The 18,910-nt window shown below is 37.3% G+C and carries 19 protein-coding genes; 14 read left to right on the forward strand and 5 right to left on the reverse strand.

All coding sequences use genetic code 11. From position 1 onward, the window contains the following. Window positions 1–191 precede the first annotated feature (191 nt). The 12 genes from JM81_RS08535 (at window position 192) to JM81_RS08590 (ending at window position 11,691) form a co-directional block, all read left to right on the forward strand. Window positions 192–1,418, forward strand: coding sequence for a DUF418 domain-containing protein (locus JM81_RS08535; RefSeq protein WP_144802311.1), 1,227 nt, complete (start codon window positions 192–194; stop codon window positions 1,416–1,418). Between the two features lie 164 nt (window positions 1,419–1,582). After that, window positions 1,583–2,344 carry a helix-turn-helix transcriptional regulator gene (locus JM81_RS08540; protein WP_144802314.1) on the forward strand — a complete coding sequence of 254 codons (762 nt, stop codon included), beginning with the start codon at window positions 1,583–1,585 and terminating at the stop codon, window positions 2,342–2,344. Window positions 2,345–2,350: 6 nt separating this feature from the next. After that, the gene (locus tag JM81_RS08545; protein ID WP_144802316.1) at window positions 2,351–2,824 is read left to right on the forward strand and encodes a GyrI-like domain-containing protein; all 474 of its coding nucleotides are present in this window, start codon (window positions 2,351–2,353) and stop codon (window positions 2,822–2,824) included. Window positions 2,825–3,220: 396 nt separating this feature from the next. Next, on the forward strand, window positions 3,221–3,709 hold the full coding sequence (locus tag JM81_RS08550; RefSeq protein ID WP_144802319.1) for an AAA family ATPase: 489 nt from the start codon (window positions 3,221–3,223) through the stop codon (window positions 3,707–3,709). Between the two features lie 225 nt (window positions 3,710–3,934). Next, window positions 3,935–4,156: a hypothetical protein gene (locus tag JM81_RS08555; protein WP_144802321.1), complete on the forward strand. Its 222-nt coding sequence runs from the start codon at window positions 3,935–3,937 to the stop codon at window positions 4,154–4,156. A gap of 99 nt (window positions 4,157–4,255) precedes the next feature. Further along, window positions 4,256–4,429 carry a hypothetical protein gene (locus JM81_RS18415; protein ID WP_186435551.1) on the forward strand — a complete coding sequence of 58 codons (174 nt, stop codon included), beginning with the start codon at window positions 4,256–4,258 and terminating at the stop codon, window positions 4,427–4,429. A 151-nt stretch (window positions 4,430–4,580) separates the two neighbouring features. Continuing rightward, window positions 4,581–5,417 carry a class D beta-lactamase gene (blaOXA, locus tag JM81_RS08565; protein ID WP_144802327.1) on the forward strand — a complete coding sequence of 279 codons (837 nt, stop codon included), beginning with the start codon at window positions 4,581–4,583 and terminating at the stop codon, window positions 5,415–5,417. Window positions 5,418–5,759: 342 nt separating this feature from the next. Then, complete coding sequence (locus JM81_RS08570; protein ID WP_144802330.1) at window positions 5,760–6,995, forward strand: hypothetical protein; 1,236 nt, start codon at window positions 5,760–5,762, stop codon at window positions 6,993–6,995. A 208-nt stretch (window positions 6,996–7,203) separates the two neighbouring features. After that, window positions 7,204–7,923, forward strand: a complete 720-nt coding sequence (locus tag JM81_RS08575) for a hypothetical protein (protein ID WP_144802333.1) — start codon at window positions 7,204–7,206, stop codon at window positions 7,921–7,923. 347 nt (window positions 7,924–8,270) lie between these two features. Continuing rightward, the gene (locus tag JM81_RS08580; RefSeq protein ID WP_144802336.1) at window positions 8,271–8,891 is read left to right on the forward strand and encodes a hypothetical protein; all 621 of its coding nucleotides are present in this window, start codon (window positions 8,271–8,273) and stop codon (window positions 8,889–8,891) included. 835 nt (window positions 8,892–9,726) lie between these two features. Continuing rightward, the gene (locus tag JM81_RS08585) at window positions 9,727–10,722 is read left to right on the forward strand and encodes a family 43 glycosylhydrolase (protein WP_144802339.1); all 996 of its coding nucleotides are present in this window, start codon (window positions 9,727–9,729) and stop codon (window positions 10,720–10,722) included. A gap of 432 nt (window positions 10,723–11,154) precedes the next feature. Beyond that, on the forward strand, window positions 11,155–11,691 hold the full coding sequence (locus JM81_RS08590; protein ID WP_144802342.1) for a DinB family protein: 537 nt from the start codon (window positions 11,155–11,157) through the stop codon (window positions 11,689–11,691). A gap of 5 nt (window positions 11,692–11,696) precedes the next feature. On the opposite strand, the gene JM81_RS18605 is transcribed toward JM81_RS08590, so the two are convergent. Then, window positions 11,697–11,831, reverse strand: a complete 135-nt coding sequence (locus JM81_RS18605) for a hypothetical protein (protein ID WP_261375001.1) — start codon at window positions 11,829–11,831, stop codon at window positions 11,697–11,699. A 176-nt stretch (window positions 11,832–12,007) separates the two neighbouring features. On the opposite strand from JM81_RS18605, the gene JM81_RS08595 reads away from it, so the two are divergent. Both JM81_RS08595 and JM81_RS08600 read left to right on the forward strand, forming a co-directional pair. Continuing rightward, complete coding sequence (locus JM81_RS08595) at window positions 12,008–13,249, forward strand: DUF2130 domain-containing protein (protein ID WP_222430298.1); 1,242 nt, start codon at window positions 12,008–12,010, stop codon at window positions 13,247–13,249. Window positions 13,250–13,369: 120 nt separating this feature from the next. After that, complete coding sequence (locus tag JM81_RS08600; protein ID WP_144802345.1) at window positions 13,370–13,915, forward strand: hypothetical protein; 546 nt, start codon at window positions 13,370–13,372, stop codon at window positions 13,913–13,915. Between the two features lie 13 nt (window positions 13,916–13,928). Here JM81_RS08600 and JM81_RS08605 read toward each other — a convergent pair whose 3' ends face one another. From JM81_RS08605 to JM81_RS08620, 4 genes are all read right to left on the reverse strand, one after another. Further along, window positions 13,929–14,690, reverse strand: a complete 762-nt coding sequence (locus tag JM81_RS08605) for a LytR/AlgR family response regulator transcription factor (protein WP_144802348.1) — start codon at window positions 14,688–14,690, stop codon at window positions 13,929–13,931. Further along, entirely contained in the window at window positions 14,687–15,760 is a 1,074-nt protein-coding gene (locus JM81_RS08610) for a sensor histidine kinase (protein WP_144802351.1), read from the reverse strand. Before JM81_RS08610 ends, JM81_RS08605 begins: the two co-directional genes overlap by 4 nt. Window positions 15,761–15,846: 86 nt before the next feature. Beyond that, window positions 15,847–16,227 carry a hypothetical protein gene (locus JM81_RS08615; protein WP_144802353.1) on the reverse strand — a complete coding sequence of 127 codons (381 nt, stop codon included), beginning with the start codon at window positions 16,225–16,227 and terminating at the stop codon, window positions 15,847–15,849. A 248-nt stretch (window positions 16,228–16,475) separates the two neighbouring features. Continuing rightward, window positions 16,476–18,899, reverse strand: coding sequence for a glycoside hydrolase family 113 (locus JM81_RS08620; RefSeq protein ID WP_144802356.1), 2,424 nt, complete (start codon window positions 18,897–18,899; stop codon window positions 16,476–16,478). Between the last annotated feature and the right edge of the window lie 11 nt (window positions 18,900–18,910).

An 18,910-nucleotide genomic window follows, 5' to 3' on the forward strand; every position in this document is an offset into this window, starting at 1 on the left:
AGTACGCTCCCCCAACTACTTTAGTGGAAATTTTATATAAATGAATATAGGTACTGGTGATTTTATATGTTGATATATAATATATAATCACTGGTAACTATATATACTTTTTACCATGCATATGGTCAAAACCACCTTATTGAAATTTTAGATAAGAATATAATTCTGCTTTTAAATAAAATATTGAACAAATGACATCTAATCAACCAATTGAACCTAAACAAAGGATTGAAATTCTAGACATCCTACGAGGTTTCGCTTTACTAGGAATCATTTTCATGAATATGGGATTTTTTAGTGGATACGTTTTTATGCCCTTTGATGACCTTGAACAAATAACCGACTTTCAGTTAGACGAAAAATTATATGCGTTTTTAAATATTGTAGTCACAGGAAAGTTCTACACCCTTTTCTCAATTCTTTTTGCTGTTGGGTTCTATATTCAATATGAAAAGAACAAAGAAGATTCTTTAAATTTTTTAAAAACATATAGAAGAAGACTATTTCTGCTATTATTGATAGGTTTTTTGCACAGTTTAATATGGTTTGGCGACATTCTACTTGCCTATTCCATATTTGGTTTTATCCTCATTTTATTCCGGAATGTCAAGTCAAAAAATCTTATTCTCTGGTCGTTATTGTTTCTGTTATTTCCATTGTTAATCGATTTATCCCTTTTGCCATTTTTTGATTCCTTGAGTTCTGCCAGTTCTGAAAAAGCAACTGCCATTGCACATGTTCAATATCCAGATATGACCGTTAAAGCGGTTATCAATACATTCCAGAATGGTTCAATTGTAGACATATTCTTTTTAAACATTCATAATCTTGTCTGGAAATACTTAGGTTATATACCATCAGGAGGGTATTTTAAATTCCTTGGAATCTTTCTTCTTGGTTACTATTTGGCTTCAATTGAATTTTTTACAAAAAAGCCAAAATCAACTTTATTGTTGATTACCAGTTTAACCGTAGGTCTTTTGGCTACTTTTTCAGCTAAAATGATTGGTGGAAGTTCCTTTATGTTCCCATCAACGCCATTAAACATGCTTTATAAGCTCTTAGCATTGGCCGGCCAGATATTTATGTGCATTTTCTATATAACCTCCATTTCTAAAATTGTTCAAACTTCAATAGGTAGAAGAGCATTTAAATATTTAATCCCTGTGGGGAGAATGGCTCTGAGCAACTACTTGTTTCAGACCATAATCATGATTATTATATTTTACAATTTTGGATTTAATTTAATTGGTAAAATTGGTTTGTTACCTACAGCAGGTATTGCCATTCTTATTTTAGTATTGCAAATTATTCTTAGCACTATCTGGTTAAGACATTATAAATTTGGCCCCTTGGAATGGATTTGGCGTAGCCTGACCTATAAAAAAAGGGTAAATATCCGTTATCCAAATAACTAGTTGAACAAATGATGAAATTAACATATGGTCACAATGCATAAGTCATAGCCTAATGAGTAGTAAATTCAGACTTGCAGACTGCTTCAACGTTCTTGTTTGAACGGTATGTACCACGCAGTTGGCTACTATTGCTATAACAACCATTAGCCACAAGCTCAAAACGAATGGACAAAGAAAAACCCAGACTTGCAAGATTGACAGCGATCCTAACCCAATTACAATCAAAACGGATTGTAACTGCAAAGGATATTGCCGAAAAACATAATGTAAGTATCAGAACGGTCTATCGGGACATCCGCACTCTTGAGAAATCGGGAATTCCCATCGTGACGGAAGAAGGAAAAGGGTATTCCGTCATGGAAGGTTATAAACTTCCACCCGTTATGTTTACCCAAGGCGAAGCGAATGCCTTAATAACAGCAGAACAACTAATCAGAAAAAATAAAGACCAATCCTTGACCGAACAATACGAAAGTGCTGTAACAAAAATCAAGTCGGTCTTAAACTACGCCCAAAAAGAAAAAGCGGAATTACTGACGAACAGAATACAAGTACGCAATAATCTTGAAAATGAAAAAACAAGCAATTATCTAATACAACTTCAATCGACCATATCAAATTATCAAACAATTAAAATTGATTACCTGTCATTGGAAAATAAGCAAAGTCAACGAAAAATAGAACCGTTTGCACTTTACACCACCCAGGACAATTGGGTACTTATCGGCTTTTGTAAATTAAGAAACGACTTTAGAGCATTCCGTCTTGATTGCATTCAAAAAATATACGTTTTGGAAAGTAATTTTGAGCCTCACAAAATAACACTGCAACAATATCTGGAAAACTGTAGTGAAAAATATAAAAACACCCCTGACACACCTCTGGCACAAGGTCAATCTACTTTTGCAATAAATGATAAAATTTAAATAAAAATGCAAACTGTAAAAATTGAACCTTTTAACATTATCGGAATCTCGATTAGAACAACAAACGAGAACGGACAGGCAAGCAAAGAAATTGCACAACTTTGGGGTAAGTTTATGTCAGAGAGTACGTTGGAAAAAATTCCTTATAAAGTCGATCATGAAATTTATTCACTTTATACGGACTATGAAGGTGATCATACAAAACCGTACACCGCAATACTTGGTTGCAAAGTTGAAAATTTGGACAATATTCCCAACGGAATGGTCGGTAAATCAATTCGTGGTGGAACATACGCCAAGACAACTGTAAAAGGAGACCTAATGCACGGATTGGTCGTTGACCAATGGTCGAAAATCTTTGAGATGGAATGGGACAGAACCTATGATGCCGATTTTGAAGTTTTCGGTGAAAAAGCACAAAATCCTTCAGATGCGGAAATAGATTTTTACGTAGGTATAAAACAAGGAATAAATGGGTAAGCTAAGCTTAAGGACAGACCCTAGTGAAACTATTACGCTGGACAAAAGTCCCGCTGCGTACGCCATCGGAATCGTATCAAAAGTTATGTTTATCTTCCAAATCATACTTCTTATTTTGCTAGCCTATTGCGGTTTCAAAACTGGAAGAAATTATAACGCGGGAAAACAAAACACTAAGCACAACAAAACCTAAACGTAATACGGACTATAGGGCAAAAACGATAGGACTGTGTATATTTACTAAGTCCGCCAAATCTTGTGAATTTGGCTTTTAAAATGAAACAGATAAAAACAAAACAAAAAGCACTGGCTACGAGCGCTGACGGAAACAAAAAGTTTCCTTGCCTGCCCCATTTGCCATAGCCGAGACCATTGCCACACATTAAAAAAACCCGAATGATACATCTAATAGTTGGAAATACTGGTTCTGGAAAAACAACTTATTCAGCGAAATTGAAAGAAAGAAATAATGGAATAATTTTTTCGATTGACAAGTGGAATAAGACGCTATTTCTGACCGATAAAAAACCGACTGACGGATTGGACTGGTTTTTAGAAAGAATTGAAAGAGCAGAAAAAATGATAATGGAGTTAGTATCGCAATTGGAAAACGCAAAAACTGACTCTATTCTGGATTTAGGATTTTCTAAATTCGAGCATAGAGAGAAATTTAGACAATTTGCTGAATCGAATGGATACAAACTGAAAATGCATTTTTTAGATATTTCAAAAGAAACTCGTTTGGAAAGAGTAATGAAACGAAATAACGAAAAAGGAAAAACATTTGAATTTGAAGTAACCAAAGAAAATTTTGATTTTATGGAAAGTTGGTTTGAGAAACCGAGTAAAAATGAAATAAAAGACGGAATAACAATTACGGAATAATAATATGTGGCAACAACATATATAGCTCATAGCTTGGCAGTTGCTTAATCGAAGTTTAGGCATATTTGGAAAGTCGCCAATTTTTTAAATTTGACGATTACCCAAAATAAATAGGAAAATTTAAAAATCTGGCTTGTGCTTCATCCGAAAATAATTATTTAATTTACACGCTACCAGCCATCTACACGACCGTTGTCTGCAAGCTGAAACAATTGAAAGAACCTTATGAAAAATTTAATCATTCTACTTTTTCTTATGCCATTTGTATTAATGGCACAAGATAATTCTTTGACAATATTTAAATCATTGGAAAATTACACTTGGAAAGCAGAAGGAACGTGGGGAGATGGAAGCAAATTCAAACAAGAGATAAGTTTGAAATTTTCTTTAGACAACAAAATAGTTATAGTTGAATCCTTGGGATTCACGAATAAAGAACAAACTTAATTCGGTTTAAGAAATCATGGAATTAGACAATATGACGAAAAATTAAAAAAAATAAGGTTTTGGGAGTTCGATGTTTTTGGCAATCTAACAGAAGGAATTGTGGAGAGCGAAGAAAAAAACTTGAAATACATGTATGATTACGGAGGAACATTTGTTACGGAAATGTGGATTTATAAAGATGAAAAAACATACGACTTCATTGTAGGAGTTTATGAAAATGGAGAATGGACACAAAAATTTCTTGAAACTGAATTTATAGGTAAAAGTAAATAAAGCCAGACAGCCTAAAATGACTTTAAGTAATTGCTTGTTCTCGCCTACTTTGGAAATTCCTGTAGAATTTCCAACGTGGTGTGTACTTGCAAAGATACGTGCTAACCCACCCAACTACTTTTAGCCAAGACCGTTAGCACCAATATAAAAAATGAGAACAACAACGATAGCAGTATTTTTAATTCTCTTTATTTCTTGCAAAGAAAACAAAGGAACCAATACTCTAAATAAAGAGCAAGCGGTAAATAAGAACATTTTAAAACAAGAATTTCAGTCCATTATTGATTCTTCTGATGTTAAAGGTTCAATATTGATTTACGATTTAAACAAAGACATTTATTATTCAAATGACTTTGAATGGGCAAACAACGGAAATTTACCAGCATCTACATTCAAAATCGCAAATTCAATTATCGGACTTGAAACTGGTGTCATTGAAAATGATAGTGTCATATTTAAATGGGATGGAAAAAAAAAATGGTTGAAAAATTGGGAACAAGACCTAATTCTTAGAGATGCTTTTCAATTTTCCTGTGTTCATTGCTACCAAGAAGTTGCAAGAAAAATTGGTTCACAAAGAATGAACGATTATGCATCCAAACTTAACTATGGGAATCTAGAAATTGACTCTACCAACATCGATAAATTTTGGTTAGAAGGAGAATCAAGAATAAGTCAAATGCAACAAATAGACTTCCTGAAAAGGTTCTACAATTTTGAACTTCCTATTTCTAAAAGAACTGAGCGTATAATGAGGAATATTATGCTCATTGAAGAAACTGACCAATATAAACTTAGTGGAAAATCTGGTTTATCAAATAATAACGGAGAATATAATGGTTGGTTTGTTGGGTTTGTTGAATTCAAGAATAACACATATCTATTTGCCACAAATCTAGAGCCTAAAAAAGAGTTTGATTTTGATACTTTTATTAAAAAAAGGTTGGATTTAACTCTTCTTGGTCTTAGAAAATTGAATGTTCTGTAATAAATACTGGTGCTAATAATGCCTAAACGTAAGTACCAAATAGTATAACAAACCTTTAGAGTTTCGTTATTGATAAACTAAGAATAACGTCATATAAACGAGAGCATGGCCTAAACACCCCACCACACTCCGCAACAAAACAAGTGTAATTCCTACAATTTTACGGAAAAGCGTAAGTTTTTGTAAGGGAAACTTCTTATACTTGTAGTACCGACCAAAGTACGCTCCCCCAACTACTTTAGTGGAAATAGTTTACAAAAGTTAAATAGGTATTGGTGATTATACATCTTGATATAGCAATATATAATCACTGGTAACTATATATACTTGTTGGCAATAATTATGAAAAACATTTTAGTATTCACATTAATCGTAGTTTTTGTTTCATGCAAACAAGACAAAAAAAAATACCAAAAAATCGATTTCGAAACAGACTACTTGTTTAATTCAGAAATAGAAAGCAAAATTCAATCTGATTCAATGAAAAACTCACATTTTGGAGATGGATTTAAGTATCAAATTGGAGCTGCTGATTATGCCACAAAAGGAAACTATAAAAATGCTTTAGTTACATGGGATTTGGCAATGGGAACATCGGAAAAGACCTATAACCAATCTCAGATTGATTCAATTAATAAAAGATACAAAAAGGTCAATGCCATTAACTACATAACAGAGCAAGCAAAGCAAAATCAAGTTTTAATTATAAACGAGGCACACCACAGTTCCATGCATCGAGTTTTTACAAAATCACTTTTGCAAAACCTTTACAAAATTGGCTATAAAAATGTTGGATTTGAAGCATTGTCAATTGGAGAAGACAAAGATTCATTATTAAATTATAGAAAATATCCAGTTCAAAAAACAGGTTATTACATAAAAGACCCTCAGTTTGGGGATTTAGTTAGAACGGCTTTGGAAATCGGCTATGAGGTTTTTTCATATGAAGACGCTACCGACTCCAACGGTACAGAAAGAGAAATTCAACAAGCTCAAAATATTCAACGGATAATAGAGCAAAAGCCGAATGAAAAGTTCTTAATCCATTGTGGGTTTGGTCATGCCATAGAAGGCAACTATCCCGCATGGGGCAAAGCCATGGCTGGTAGACTAACCGAGTTCACGGGAATTGACCCTTTGACGATTTATCAAGTTTACTATTCTGAAAAGAGCAAGCCTGAATTTAATCATCCTTTATTGAAAGCACTTGATTTAAAAGAATCGACAGTTTTGATAGATGGCGATGGCAGTCCAATGAAATATGAATATGGGGAAAGTTTTTCTGATGTGGCTGTTTTGCAACCAAACACAACTTATGAAAATGGCAGACCCAATTGGCTATTTTCAAATGAAAACAAAGCTATAAACTTACAACTAAATGATATTGACATTTCATTTCCAGTTATGGTGCTGGCATATAAAAAAGGAGAGGACATAACAACTGCCGTTCCAATGGACATTGTAGAAATCGAAAATAAATCGGATTCGACTAACCTTGCGCTTAGAACAGGAGAATATGAAATTGTTGCAATAAATCTAGATGGAAACGCACGGAAATTTCAACTGTACGTGGAATAACTATTGCTAACAATGCCTAAACGTAATGCGGACTTTAGGGCAAAACCGAAAGGTCTGTGTATATTTATGAAGTCGCTAAATCTTATGGATTTAGCTTTGGAACAAAAAAAGAAAAAGCAAAACAATAAGCTTTAGCTGCCTCGGCAGACGGAAACGAAAAGTTTCCTTGCCTCCGCACTACGCTTAGCCTAGACCGTTGGGCACACATTTGAGAAAAACAATCTACATAACATTAATATTAGGAATTCTAATTTCTTGCAAACAGAAAAAAGAACCAAAACAGGCGGAAAATAAACCGACTGAAATTCCTGCGTGGAAAATTGATTTAGACACTATTTTGGAAAGAAATAATCCGAAAAGTCTTGACTTAACGAAACATCAACTTTTTATAGATACTACACGAAATTCGGAGATTTACGAAAAGGTAATTAACTGGAAACCGAATCGGATGGATAATGACGCAATTTCATATTACGAGAAAGAAATTTCCAAAAAACACAAACCGAATAAAGTTTACTTAAAAGGATTTCCAAGACATTGGATTAGTTTAAAAAAGTTAAACAATGAATTCGTGATTTACGAACCTTGTGACGGAAATACGCCATCATATGAAATCAATGAAAGTTCAGTTCTTTTCTTTCATCAACTCGAAGCAGATGCTGACTTAATATCTGAATTGAAAAAATTGAGAGAAAACGAAATTGCTTTAGAATTAAATACTATTCCACAGAAAACTAAATCCGAAAAAGCCGAATTAACAATAATACCAACTGAATTTAAAAACGTTTATGAATTGACTTATAGTTTTGATAAAGTTGTGAGTAAACAGTTCGTTACGACAAACGATAAAGTATCGGAATTTGATATAATTGTAAATAATTGCCCGACTATGAAAAGAATGGAATTTAATGGATTTGACAAAGATTAGAGGAATAAAAACGTGTGGCAACAACTTGTATAATTAATGGCTAGTTCTCGCTTACAGACAAAAATCCTTACGGATTTTCTATTCGGTTTTTATTTGCTAAATTAGGTGCTTAAACACGCCACTAATCATACACAAAACCCTAATCTTTAACTTGTGTAAACTATGTCTCTTAACGAACAAACTACATATTAGGGGACACAATTAATAACTTTACTAAATTTTCAACTAAAAATTTGTTTGAAAGTTATTTAAGAAAACCCTTAAATTCAATAATTATTCCTAGTTCAAATTAGTAAAAACTATATTCTATAAATATCTTAACAAAAAATATCATAACCAATTAGCATATGAAGAACTCAATTAATAAAATACTTAAAGCTTTACTCGTAATTTTTTGTGTTTTTTCTTTTATTTCATGCAACAACAAAAAGGGAAAAAACGAAAAAAATGAAAATACCCTATTAATTGAAAATGATGACAGAGTAACGAATACTGACAACCCTACAATTTATAGTTTAAAAGAAGATTGTCCAGAAACTTTTAAAAAAATAAATTTCTCATCATTATGCTTTACCGATGAAAATACACCAGTATATAAAACTGGGGATATGTCTTTTACGAAAAACAGGTGTCAATTTACATTAGCAGATGGTCAGGTTGAACTAGGAATTGTTTTTAAGGACTACTCAAACACAAAACCGGAAGAAACCAATGATAGGCTTAACTCCGAGAAACAAGCATATATAATGACTGAAAAGATGATGTTTAAGAACAATAAAATTGTGGAAGATTTTAAATATTATGCAGTCATTAGTGAAAATAATTTAAGTAATCCTGAAGTGAAGAAATTGACCATACTATTTAACAATATTGCAATCTATATAGAAACTAATAAGAATTATTGTGTAGCAAAAGATAATGAACTATTAAATATGGGACAACTTGTTTTAGAATCAATCATTGAATAAAGTTCTTTGATTTATTCAATAATAAAGCAGGGAAGACTAAAAGTACTATTCAATTAAAAACATTTTTAAATCAAATATATTAAGAATAGTTCGAGTATTTAACTACCTATAAATTCGGCTAGAGTTTCATTAAAAAAAAAACCACTAAGAATTTGACCAAAAACTTAACCGATGTCAAACGGCAAAACTCATAGGGCGTATTAATAACTGGCAACATTTATTTTTAGAAGACCTATATCTTCTTATAAACTTTATTACGGACTTTGAAAACCATTTAATTTAAACTAAAAAGTTAGAAAACGTAGATAAATCATCCTTCATCAAATTATTGGAAACTATTTTGTAAAACGACATTATAAAAAGTGAAATGACAAGTGATACTAAAACGGTTGAGCAGATCATATCCGAATTAATAGGTGACATATAGGAGAACACTATTTGTCTATCCTACTTGAAATAAATGGATTAACGGAAAAAAGTGACTTCAAGTATAAAATGTACGAGCTTGCTGAACCAATAATCTTTAATCCGATTAAAAGAGAATACACTAAAAACCAATTAAAACCATTACTAATTCTGAATTATAGAACATTAATTATTGTAGAATGGTAAAAGGAATAATTTATCGATTTGAACTGGATGAATATAGTAGGGGACTAATTGGATAGTTCATGATTGTAAGACTTACCATTAGAAAGATTCCTTTAACCAATTACCTTTACTCTTAAGCTGACATTTTCCAGTTTAAAATTGTCCATAACTTACACCTTTGTGTTTCATGTTAAAAATCAACAAAAAGAATTTAGATTATATTTAAAACTTATATAGGAATACCATGAAAACGATTAAAATATTAACTACATTTTTAATATTAATTACTTTTTTTAGTAAAAGTTTTTCTCAAACTACTGCGTATAATAATCCTATTGCAGAACAACGTGCCGATCCTTGGGTTTGGAAAGATACAGATAGCACCTATTATTTAATAGCTACAGTACCTGAATATGACAGAATAGTCATAAGAAAAGCCAAGACTATAAATGGACTTGGTACCGCACAGGAAACAGAAGTTTGGCATAAGTATGATAAGGGAGAAATGTCAACACATATTTGGGCTCCAGAATTGCACAAAATTGGTGAAAAATGGTATATCTATTTTGCAGCAGCACCTATTGATGATAAATGGAAAATAAGAATATGGATACTTTCTAATTCTTCTCAAGACCCAATGCAGGGAGAATGGAAAAAAGAAGGTCAGCTCAAAACAGAAAATGATTCATTTTCCTTGGATGCAACAACATTTGAATTTAAAGGAAAAAGGTACCTTGCATGGGCGCAAAGAGTTGGGGACGGCACGGGTATTCTTCTATCCGAGATGAAAGACCCAACCACTTTGACTGGACCTGAAATAGTACTCTCAATACCTGAATATGAGTGGGAACGAAAAAAATATAATGTAAATGAAGGACCGGCTGTTTTAATTAAAAACGGAAAAATATTTATATCCTACTCTGCAAGTGCCACAAACCATAATTACTGTATGGGTTTATTATGGATAGATGAAAAAGAAGATTTAATGGATATTTCTAATTGGCATAAATCTCCTGCACCGGTTTTTTCTACAAATGATGATTTTAATAGGTTTGGCCCTGGACATAATTCTTTTACATCATCTGAAGATGGTAAAGATGTAGTTATGATTTATCATGCTCGAAATTATAAGGAAATAATTGGGCATGAATTGGATGACCCAAACAGGGCCACAAGAGCAAGAATAGTATATTGGACAAAAAGTGGATTTCCAGATTTTATGCAAAGCAAAGAGGATTAATTACTACAATGAACTTAAGCTCGTAAAATAAAAATTGGAACAAGCTTTCTGATTAAAATAAATACTTTAAAAAGTGTACAATGGCGATAAAAATGGTATCAAGAATGTATAACGATATAACACCCTCTATTACATGACCAAAATTTTCGCAAATAGAAATCTGTAACTGCTCTTAGCCTAAAACAGGTTTAAAGCAAGTACTGTTTTAATGACAAAATTGTGAAAAAAATAAATTGAAAAAGACAATTGATCAATGCCGCATTGATCGGCTTTTTTGCTGCCATATTAATTATTGGTATTGTGGCCTCTATTTATAAGAAAAATGCTCTGCGCATAATACTCATGTTAAATCCACTTTTTTTAATTTATAAAATTGTAACTAGTTCAAAAAAGTAAAATAATGCATAAAAGTGACGTTAGCTAACCATCCCTATGAAAACAACAATTATACTACTCTCGTATATTCTAATTACATCAACTCCAATACTTGCCCAGCAAAATGCATTTTTGGAAGATTCTATTGAACGCTTGGAAAACTCCCGTAGCTACCTGTTGCTCATTGCGGAAATGATGCCAGAGGAAAAATATGGGTACAAGGCCACGGAGGAGTCCTTAAGCTTTTCGGAACATTTTATGCATATAGGTTTTGCGCTGGACTGGCATAGCCAGTCGCTCATTGGCGGTAGGGAGGCACGCGTATACCAAACCGATACTATTTTTAAACCGGCCAATAAGACCAAGGCACAGATGATGGCACGTTTGGACCAGACCTTTACCGAGGCCATAGCCCTATTACAGCAGGTAGACCCCGCGGTACTGGAAGAGCAGCTGGACTATTTTGGACTTACGAGAACCAAGCGACAGATCGTTATGCTCCTGGCGGACCACATTACCCACCACAGGGCCCAAATGCTGGTATCCATGCGGTTGAACGGTCTAGTGCCGCCCCGTTATGTACTGTACCAATAAGAAAGCTATTCCTGCTTTTTCTTATCGCCGTTCATGAGCATAAGCACAATACCCACAAGGGCAATACAAACGCCTGCAAATACAATGATCATGATCACGCCGTTGCTCCAATTGACCAAGGGTAGCTGTTGTAACATCATAGATTCTACTTTTAAGGGTCTAAAAATAACACGGGCCGGCCACCTAGGATATGACCATTGTCAGGAAAAGAAACCGTTTTTAAAATTTGTTCCCGTTCATGGCATAAGAGTACCGCCAAACATTGTAGGCTTGGCATGGGTTCTGTATTTTTATAGTTGAATTTGGTAGTATTAAAATGATGGTAGATAAAATTAAGTGTCCCAATTGTGCACACGAGTTTGATGTGGAAGAGGCCCTATCCGGCAAAATGCAGGCGCATTTTAAGGCCGAGTATGAGCGTAAAGTGGCAGAACAGGCAGAAATATTCAACAAGGAGCGTAACAAGCTTGCCCTGGAGAAAGAGGAGTTTGAACGAAAGAAGGAAAAGGAAAACGAGCTTTTTAAGGAAAAGTTGGAGCAGCGCCTTGCCAAGGAATCGGAAAAAATACAGAAACAGACCAATGAAACCTTTGAGCAGCAACTGCGTGCCCTGCAACAGGAAAACGAAAAGCGCAAGGAGGAAAACAGGACCTTGCGCGCCCAAGAGTTGGACCTGCTAAAACGGGAGAACGAACTCAAGGAAAAAGCGGAGGACCTAAAGCTGAACGTACAGAAAGAACTGCTGGAAAAGCAGTCCGTCATAGAGGAAAAGGCCAAGGCCAAGGAACGTGAGGCCATGGCATTGAAGGAAAAGGAATACCAAAAACAATTGGAGGACCAGAAAAAGCTCATTGACGAAATGAAGCGCAAGGCGGAACAGGGATCCATGCAAATGCAGGGAGAGGTTCAGGAACTTGCCCTAGAGGAACTGTTGAGGAGCTCCTACCCCTTTGACGAGATCGAGGAGGTGGGCAAAGGCATACGTGGTGCGGACTGTATACAAACGGTCATCAATTCCCTGCAACAGACCTGCGGATCCATTGTCTATGAAAGCAAGCGTACCAAAAATTTCAGCAACGACTGGATCAATAAATTAAAACAGGACCAGATCAACTGCAAGGCAGACCTTGCCGTGATCGTTACGGAGACCTTTCCACCGGATATGGACCGTTTTGGTGCCAAGAACGGGGTGTGGATCTGCGGATTTAACGAAGTAAAAAGTGTGTCCTTGGTATTGCGGGAACTATTGCTGAAGACCCAATCCATAAAATCATCTGACGAGAACAAGGGCGATAAAATGGAGCTGCTCTACACCTACCTGACCAGCAACGAATTTGTGCAGAACATTAACCGCATCATTGAGAACTATGATGCCATGATCAAACAGCTGAACTACGAGAAGAAAGCGGCCTACAAGAATTTTGCCGTACGGGAGAAACAGATTTGGGGCGTACAGGAAAACATTAACGTGCTCTTTGGCTCCATTAAAGGTATTGCGGGCAACTCCCTTTCTACCTCTACCATCCTTAATTTACCGGATGCGGAAATCGATGATTAACATTGGTACACAGGGTGCCGGGCAACCTTGATGTCCTTGCTGATTTTAAAACGGGACCAGCGGTCATTCCTACTAGTTTGAACGCGGCCCTTATACACGTGTACACCACAGGATACCGCTATGGCAGAAAAGTTTAAAACGTATTTTATAAAACCATTGTTGAGGATACTTGTTCTCTTGCTGTTCACTTCATCTTGGTCCTGCCAACAGGAGAAAAAAGGGTCTAATGATGAACTGTCCACCATGTGGTCCTCCTTTTTATCCGATTTAGCGGCAAGGGATAAGGTGGCATTTAAAAACGCATCGGGCAACGTCATCCGTTGCTATGACTGCCTGGAGAACACCCCTACGGAAAGGGAATACATCAGTAGGCTAAGAGATACGGATTCACTCTGGTACGAGACCATTTATCAGGACCTCATCTATATTGCCGTGGATAGTTTTATTGCGAAGGATTATGATATTATGTTCAACAAGCCGTTCATCAATCTACTTCGCACCAATGAAACAATACAACTAACGGATACTATTGATGATACCATTACGGCAGATATTTTAGTGACCACCACCCCGCCAACACTAAATTTTGAAGGTGCCCAGTACAGTTTTACGTTTATTAAAACCGATGCCGGATGGAAATTTAAGGAAGTGGCTACCATACCCTGACCAGTGGGATTTCTTAACGGTCTATCCAACTTTTAAAATGCGATGCCTTAGCCTTGCTCACCACAATACGCTCCGCACAGGGCGGATGCACTTCTACCAAAAGTTTGCTGTTAAAATGGAACTTGATGGTGGTGATGACTTCCCTTCTAACGATGAACTGCCTATTGGCCCTGTAGAACAAATTGGGGTCCAAAGCATCTTCTATATCCTCTAACTTAATATCCAACACATAGGACCTGTCCTGAGCGGTTACGGCCTTAACTACGCCCGTATCTATATAAAAATAGGCAATATCCAATGTTTTTATGGGCAACAACTGATCACCGATAGTCACCAGAAAGGTCTGTTTGTAGGACATGGGTTTATGCTGTATAAGCTGCAACAGGCTTTTCATCTGCCCCTCATCCATGCCCGTTTGTTGACGCTGTGCCTTAAACCGCTCCAAAGCATCCTGCAGTTCCTCCCCATCTATGGGCTTTAGCAAATAATCAATGCTATTTACCTTAAAGGCCTTTAAGGCGTACTGGTCATAGGCCGTGGTAAAGATGACGGGTATATTGGGCGTTACCTTGTCAAAAATCTCAAAGGACAAGCCATCTGCCAAATGAATATCCATAAAGACCAGCTCTCCCTCATGGGGCTGGGAAAAATATGCGACCGTGGCGGTTACGGTATCAAGAGTGGCAATGACCTCAATCTCCGGGTCGATCTTGGTCAATAGATAGGACAGGTTATCACTTGCCGCAAGCTCATCTTCCACAATAATTACCTTCATGACTTTTCAATTAAGGGGAGTTCTACTTTAAAAATACCATCTGTTGTGGAAACGACCACCTCCTGTTTCAAAAGCAGTACATAGCGCTTTTTTAGATTGATCAATCCTGTGCCGGTCCCTTCCGCCAAGGTACTGCGGCCACGAATGGGATTCTCCACTATAATCTTTCCGTTGTGCGAATATACCTTTACCGTCAATGGGTTGGTAGCGGATATTTCATTGTGCTTTACGGAATTCTCTACCAACAACTGCAAGGCCAAGGGCGGTAACCGGTGGCCCAATACTTCCGGGGCAATATCAATTGCAATACGTAAACGGTCCCTGTACCTTGTATTCATCAAAAAGGCATAGCTTTCCAAAAATTTAAGCTCCTCTTTCAAGGTTACCAAATTGGTATCACTGCTTTGTAATATATAGCGGTACATGTAAGACAGCTTGTTCACGAACTGTGTGGCCTTTTCGTTCTCACGGACCAAGGAGGTCAATGAATTCAATGAATTGAACAAAAAGTGGGGGTCGATCTGGTTTTTCAGTGCGGCCAGCTCGTTTTCCAGATTCTGTTGCTTTAGCTGTTCGTTCTCTATACGATCATCTTGCCGATCGGTCTTAAGCCTAAGGGATCGCGCAATAAAAAACAATACCACGGACAGGTTGATCAAGGTAAAATTGACGAAGCCAATTTCCCTATGGTCCATTTCCTTGCCAAAACATACGGGGTAAAGCATCCTTATCAGTACAATGACCAAAAGTAATATGAGCACATTTAGAAGCACGACCACCATCCATTTTACAGGGGTCGGCCATTGAAACCTATCAAAATCCACATTGGTATTCAGCTGGATAACGGCCCATGAAAACCCAAAAAAGAAGAGATATCGGTATAAAAAATCGGCCACCCATAAAAACGAGAAATCCATATTACCCTCCATTATAGCGTTGTAGAGGTAAATGGTCTTGGGCAGGGAAACCAAAATACCCAAGAGCAATGCCGTCTTGACAATTTCTCCTTGCTTGACCTTGGTAATGCCCATGTATTTGTATGTATCTGTAATTGGAAAAGGTTTTTTCAAATGTACTGTATTCTATAGTGAATTCTTACAAACAATGTGCAGGCCCCCAAAAACTTGAAGACCTGCACAAAAACTAAACAAACTTCTTAAAGCGCATGCGCGGAAAAGTCTTTGGGCAGATACGCGGCGGTATTGAACCCTAGCTCCACTGGTTCTTCTTGTTCAAATACCTGAAAATCCGCCTCGGTCAAATTGGCACCTGCATAGGCATCAAAACCAATGGGCAAATAATTATAGACCTCAAAACCCAATGCTACGGCCTGTTCGTCCTCAAGGACCGTTAATTCATTTAGGTCCGTAAGTTCCGGTTGAATATATGTGCTCATTTCCTGCTCTACGGCCGCAATGGTATCCGCAAAAAGTTCATTGACCTGATGCTCCATTTGGTGGTGTTGGTGTATGCCCTTAAAGGAAAAAAATCCTACGGCCACTACGACCACGACTACTAATTTCTTGATATGTTTCATGATACTTATTTTTAGGTGTACTTATTTTCTATACCCCAAAGGTATTCCTAAAGCTCCCCCAATAAGTATTTATATACCCGAAGCGACCATATTACCAAGTAAAGCAACCAGAGGACAAAATGAATTTTTCCACCTGTTAAAAAACATGCACGTTTATGGCAATTGATTAGGGTTGAACCACATAGGAACCACCTACACCATTTTGTTCACTTGAACCGTATAACCTTAACCGGTATGTAAAAAGGGATTTATTTGGAGAACCATTTCCGCACGGTCTCATCGGCCAATTTGTTGTTGGGGGTAAAGGCATTATTGTCCACCCCGCGGTATTCCAAGTAGCTGGGATATTTCCACCAAAGGATGCCCTGGCACCAAGGTTCATTTTCTATACCCTGAAAAATGATTTCATAACACCGCTGCTGCATTTCTTGGTTGATGCTTTCATCTGCCTCGGCATGTGGGTTCTTCCAAGGGGCATCTATACTTCTAAACCCAATTTCGGTAAATACTATGGGCTTTTTAAAACGATCGTAAACGGTCTTGATCTTGGTCTTGATGGTATCGAACTTTGCGGCCATTTCCACATTGGTAGGATTGTCCTTTTTACTGAGCGGATAATATGAATTAAGGCCAATAAAATCCAGGTCATCCCAAAACGCGATATTCTCGAACTCCTCTCCCCAGTTTGCCGCATAGGTAATCTGGCCCGAGTACAGCCCCCTGGTTTTTTGAATCATTTTGCGCCAGGCATCGGGGTGTAACAAAGTGGCCTTGGTAAATTCTACGCCGATACATAGCGCATCTATATCATAAATCTCGGCTAAAAACGCATAGTGCCTGATCCAGCGGTAATAGTGGTCAAAGAACAGTTCCCAATCCGCATCGGTCTGCATATCGATACCTCCGGGCCAACTACCGCCCACAAATATTTGTGGCTTCAGTACGGTATACATATCCATAGTACGGGCCACGGATGCCGCATGTACAACGGACTCGTCATTCTCACCTCCGGCATGGTCGCTAAAACGGAACGCCGTGGGGGTATGGATATCATTGATCCCACTATAGGGTACGATAGCTACGGCATTACTGCCCATATCCTTTTGCTTGCGTAAGGATTCCGTTGCCTTACCGGAGCCATAACCGTTGTAGATGTTGTACCCCTCATGGGCAAAATTGAATCCTTTTACGTACGGAAGCGCTTTGACGGGTCGCTTTTCCGGTGAATGATTGTTTGCTACAGTAAGCAGATAATCTTGCCACTGGAGTTCCAAAAGTTCCAATTCCTTGGGAGTTAGGTCAAGATCGGCATAGGCAGCAAGATATTTTTCCCTACCCCACGTATCCAGCAAAAATTCGGTGAACAGACCTGCCATACAATCGCGAACCAGGGCAGATTCCCATTGAAGAAAATCATTGTCCAACAATTGGGAAACGGTCAAAAAATTGTCAGATGCTATCAATTGCCCCGCCCAATAACGATACCCTTTCTTCTGCCATGTTTCCGTAAAATATATGGGCAGCCCCTTGGTGAGGATATCGGTATTGGAACTTCCCAATTTGCGATGCAACAACAAGGCATAATCCTTACCCGTATGATTATCCTTATACGCTTCATTGGCAATGATATGAACCGTATTGCTCAAGGTATCCATATGGGCTTGATCGGTATTGCCCGTCATTAAGCCCTTTTCCTCCATATTGGCATAATAATGATAGGTAATCTTGGAGGCGGTTACCGTACCGGGAACAACATCATTGATGGTGGCGGTCATGCGTTGCATACGGTCCAGGGTTTCCCGTGCAGTAGCAACATCCGCAGCATTATTGTGGGCCACAAACCTATAGGATTCCGTATTCAACAGTTCCTTGGGTCCTTTGGAAAAATCAAAAAAGGTGGTGGCGTCTATCTTCCATTGCGCATCAAAATCGCCTAACACCACACGTTTGGGGCCATGGTATACTTCATAGTCCAAATTTTGTCTATAAAATCCCTGTCCGCCATTGGTAACCCGTTCGGCAAAAAAGTTGAAAATTCGTGTGGGGTCCGTGCCCGTTATAAACGTAAAGGGCAGTGTAGGGTTCAAGGGACTAGGATAAAAGCCCACCGATAGGAGCGCATTGTCATTTGCTATACTCTTGGCACCGATCTTAATTTTTGCGTTATCCACATAAAACGGAGTATTCGCCAAAAAACGTTGTAAGACGGCATGCTCATCTATGGCACCGACCATGAAGACTACCTGTTGTTGCAAATCTTCCTCATTGACGGATGACGCATTTTTAAAGGTGACCTTGGCACTTCTCCATGATGAGGTCACCTCTTGGCGGGAAAGGGGCTTCAACAGTTCCTTATAGCGTTGTGCCAATAGGGAATCCGTAGCGCCGTAGACCACCAAGATTTCTCGTTTATCAAAAAAACTACGGCGTAGTTGGCGTTTTGTAGGTACGGAATCCAAACCCGTATCAACTGGGGCATGCTCTGCACCGGACATTAACTGAACGCTTGCCATACCCACTGCCAAAAGTGCAATGACCAACGTAACGACAATATGATTTCTTTTCATGTCTACCTTAATCCCTATTACTTGTTTAAGATAGTGAAAGGATAAAAACCAAGCGACAATACCGGCATATTTAACTATTCCTATAAAAAAAATAGTATTGTTCATTTTAAATCTTT

Origin of the sequence: Maribacter sp. MAR_2009_72, from assembly GCF_007827235.1 — a bacterium.
GTDB lineage: Bacteria > Bacteroidota > Bacteroidia > Flavobacteriales > Flavobacteriaceae > Maribacter > Maribacter sedimenticola.

Coding starts and splice junctions, on each gene's coding strand:
- JM81_RS08570 (WP_144802330.1), top strand. CDS start 5,760: ATGAAAAACATTTTAGTATTCACATTAATCGTAGTTTTTGTTTCATGC.
- JM81_RS08540 (WP_144802314.1), top strand. CDS start 1,583: ATGGACAAAGAAAAACCCAGACTTGCAAGATTGACAGCGATCCTAACC.
- JM81_RS08605 (WP_144802348.1), bottom strand. CDS start 14,690: ATGAAGGTAATTATTGTGGAAGATGAGCTTGCGGCAAGTGATAACCTG.
- JM81_RS08580 (WP_144802336.1), top strand. CDS start 8,271: ATGAAGAACTCAATTAATAAAATACTTAAAGCTTTACTCGTAATTTTT.
- JM81_RS08550 (WP_144802319.1), top strand. CDS start 3,221: ATGATACATCTAATAGTTGGAAATACTGGTTCTGGAAAAACAACTTAT.
- JM81_RS08545 (WP_144802316.1), top strand. CDS start 2,351: ATGCAAACTGTAAAAATTGAACCTTTTAACATTATCGGAATCTCGATT.
- JM81_RS08585 (WP_144802339.1), top strand. CDS start 9,727: ATGAAAACGATTAAAATATTAACTACATTTTTAATATTAATTACTTTT.
- JM81_RS08615 (WP_144802353.1), bottom strand. CDS start 16,227: ATGAAACATATCAAGAAATTAGTAGTCGTGGTCGTAGTGGCCGTAGGA.
- JM81_RS08600 (WP_144802345.1), top strand. CDS start 13,370: ATGGCAGAAAAGTTTAAAACGTATTTTATAAAACCATTGTTGAGGATA.
- JM81_RS08620 (WP_144802356.1), bottom strand. CDS start 18,899: ATGAACAATACTATTTTTTTTATAGGAATAGTTAAATATGCCGGTATT.
- JM81_RS08555 (WP_144802321.1), top strand. CDS start 3,935: ATGAAAAATTTAATCATTCTACTTTTTCTTATGCCATTTGTATTAATG.
- JM81_RS08535 (WP_144802311.1), top strand. CDS start 192: ATGACATCTAATCAACCAATTGAACCTAAACAAAGGATTGAAATTCTA.
- blaOXA (WP_144802327.1), top strand. CDS start 4,581: ATGAGAACAACAACGATAGCAGTATTTTTAATTCTCTTTATTTCTTGC.
- JM81_RS08590 (WP_144802342.1), top strand. CDS start 11,155: ATGAAAACAACAATTATACTACTCTCGTATATTCTAATTACATCAACT.
- JM81_RS18605 (WP_261375001.1), bottom strand. CDS start 11,831: ATGATGTTACAACAGCTACCCTTGGTCAATTGGAGCAACGGCGTGATC.
- JM81_RS08595 (WP_222430298.1), top strand. CDS start 12,008: ATGATGGTAGATAAAATTAAGTGTCCCAATTGTGCACACGAGTTTGAT.